At 67.2% G+C, this 2699-nt stretch carries 3 protein-coding genes; all 3 read left to right on the top strand.

What is annotated here, in order from left to right:
• On the top strand, window positions 1-188 hold a 188-nt coding region (locus tag WBF82_RS18715), incomplete at its 5' end, for a WXG100 family type VII secretion target (RefSeq protein WP_424381095.1).
• Between the two features lie 3 nt (window positions 189-191).
• Window positions 192-1070, top strand: coding sequence for an ESX secretion-associated protein EspG (locus tag WBF82_RS18710; protein ID WP_424384446.1), 879 nt, complete (start codon window positions 192-194; stop codon window positions 1068-1070).
• A gap of 86 nt (window positions 1071-1156) precedes the next feature.
• Window positions 1157-2575 (top strand): type VII secretion integral membrane protein EccD, encoded by a 1419-nt coding sequence (gene eccD, locus WBF82_RS18705; RefSeq protein ID WP_424384445.1) that lies wholly within the window; start codon window positions 1157-1159, stop codon window positions 2573-2575.
• Window positions 2576-2699 lie beyond the last annotated feature (124 nt).

The following is a 2699-nucleotide window of genomic DNA, read 5'->3' as shown; positions in this document are numbered from 1 at the left end:
AGCAGGCGGCGTTGTCGGCGGGTTGGCAGGGCGATACCGGGATGAGTTATCAGGCCTGGCAGGCCCAGTGGAATCAGGCCATGGAGCAGTTGGTGCTGGCGTATCGCGCGATGGCCGGCACGCATGAAAACAACACCACCTCGATGCTGGCCCGCGACCAAGCCGAAGGCGCCAAATGGGGCGGCTAGTAGATGGCTGCTCAGCCTAACGCCGTCGAGCTCACCGTCGACCAGGCGTGGTTTATCGCTGAAACCGTTGGGGCCGGAACGTTCCCATGGGTATTGGCGATCACCACGCCCTACACGGACGCCGGTGAGCGGGGCGCGTTCCTCGATCGGCACGCCGCCGAACTGACCCGGATGGGCATGATGTCCTCGGACGGTGCGGTCAACCCGGCGGTCGCCGACTGGATTCGGCAGGTGTGCTTCCCGGACCGCTGGCTGGACCTACGCTACGTAGGATCCGGCGCGGCATCCGGTGCCGACGAGCTGCTGCGCGGGATCATCGCGCGGCGCGGCGATGACACCCGCAACAGCGCCAAAACCATTGTGGCGCTGCGCAACGCACAGCTGGTGACGTTTACTGCGATGAGCATCCACGACGCGCGCGCGCTGGTGCCGGTGCTGGGGGTCGGATTGGCGCAACGTTCACCCGCGCAATTTGACGAGTTCAGCCTCCCAGCCCGGGTTGGCGCCCGGGCCGATGAGCGGCTGCGGAACGGTGCGTCGCTCACCGAAGTCGTTGACTATCTGGGTATCCCGCGATCAGCGCGGCCGGTGGTCGAGTCGGTGTTCACCGGACCGCGCAGCTACGTTGAGATCGTCGCGGGCTGCCGACACGGCGGCAGGCACGCCAGCACCGAGGTCGGGGTGAGCATCGTCGATACCACGGCGGGCAGAGTGCTGGTCAGCCCGTCGCGTGCCTTCGATGGCGAATGGATATCGACATTTCGCCCCGGAACCCCGTTCGCGATCGCTGTCGCCGTCGAGCAGCTCACCGGCGAGTTGCCGGATGGCGACTGGTTCCCGGGTAACCGGGTGTCCCGAGACTTCAGTACACAGTCGAGCTAACGAGCCGGCTGAGCATCAAGAGAAAGAGAAGCTATGTCCTACCAAGCGGACTACCGAGCGGGCTACCAAAGCCTGAGGAGCCGGTGATGTCCAGCGCTGTGATGCCCATCGTGCGGGTCGCCATCCTTGCTGAAAGTCGGCTGACCGAGATGGCGCTGCCCGCAGAGCTGCCGCTTCGCGAAATCCTGCCTGCTGTGGAACGTTTGGTGGTTCCGGCCGTCCAAGACGGTGAGGTGGAAGGGGCAGATAACGGCTCGGTCACACCCGCTCGGCTCAGCCTTGCTCCGATCGGCGGGGCGCCATTTAGCCTCGACGCCAGCCTGGACACGGTCGGCGTCGTCGACGGTGATCTGCTGGCGTTGCAGCCGATTCCCGCCGGGTCGGCCGCACCCGGGATTGTCGAGGACATCGCCGACGCGGCAGTGATCTTCTCGACCGCTCGGCTTAAGCCTTGGGGTACCAGCCACATTCAGCGCGGCGCCCTTGCCGCGGTCGTCGGACTAATCTGGGCAGCAACCGGTCTGGCCGCGACCGACCGAGTGGCTACGGGCGCGCTTGCCGGCCTGATCGCGGTCGGCGCGATCGCGGTACTCGCCGCGCTGGGCAGCTTGGCGGCTCGTTCACCCCGCGCGGGTGCCGTCGTCTCGGTGGCCGCGTTGGTGCCCATCGCCGCGGCGCTGGCCTTGGCGGTACCGGGCAGCTTCGGCGCAGCGCAGGTGACACTTGGCGCCGCCGGGGTGACTGCGTGGTCGCTGATTAACCTGATCCTTCCTCAACGCGAAAGCGGCAGGGCTATCGCGGTTTTCACCGCAACAGCGGTGCTCGGCGTCGGCGTGTTGTTGGCCGCCGGCGCAGCGTTGTTATGGCAGCTGTCGCTGGTGAGCCTGGGCTGCGTGCTGATCGTGGTCGCGTTGCTGGTGACTGTCGAGGCCGCCCAGCTATCCGCGCTGTGGGCACGGTTCCCGCTGCCGGTCATTCCGGCGCCCGGAGACCCCACCCCGTCAGCGCCGTCGCTGCGAGTGCTGAAGGACCTGCCACGACGGGTACGCATCAGCGACGCGCACCAAACCGGTTTCATCGCTGGGGCTGTGCTACTCAGCACGGTCGGGTCGGTGGCGATCGCATTACATCCGCAAACGCTGTCCGGCTGGGCCTGGTACGTCGTCGCCGCAACCTCAGCGGCGGCTGCGCTGCGCGCCCGGGTCTGGGACTCGGCCGCGTGCAAAGCCTGGCTGCTGGCCCAGCCCTACCTGGTGGGCGTGGCGTTGGCGGTGTTCTACACCGCCGCAGCGCACTATCTGGCCGCGTTGGGCGCCGTAATCGTTCTCGCGGTGCTGGTGTTGGCCTGGGTGGTGGTCGCAATGAACCCGTCGATCGCCTCCGCGGAGAGCTATTCGCTACCGGTGCGCCGGTTGCTGGGCTTCCTCGCGTCCGGAATCGACGCGTCGCTGATCCCGGTCATCGCCTACCTGGTCGGCCTGTTCAGCTGGGTGCTCAATCGATGATCTCTGCCCGCGCCCGGCGGCGAAGTGGTTGCCTCGCAGCGGCTTTAGTCGCTGCGCTGTGGGTCTGCCCGCCCGCGGTGGCGATCAACCAGCCGCACGTCGATCCGGGCGCCAAACCACCGAA

It is taken from the genome of Mycobacterium sp. (genome assembly GCF_049673265.1).
Lineage (GTDB): Bacteria > Actinomycetota > Actinomycetes > Mycobacteriales > Mycobacteriaceae > Mycobacterium.
Note: the sequence above shows the minus strand (reverse complement) of the source record. Positions and strands in the feature narration are given on the sequence as shown.

What these genes read in the sequence shown, in the direction of transcription:
- eccD (WP_424384445.1), top strand. Translation starts at nt 1,157, where the DNA reads ATGTCCAGCGCTGTGATGCCCATCGTGCGGGTCGCCATCCTTGCTGAA.
- WBF82_RS18710 (WP_424384446.1), top strand. Translation starts at nt 192, where the DNA reads ATGGCTGCTCAGCCTAACGCCGTCGAGCTCACCGTCGACCAGGCGTGG.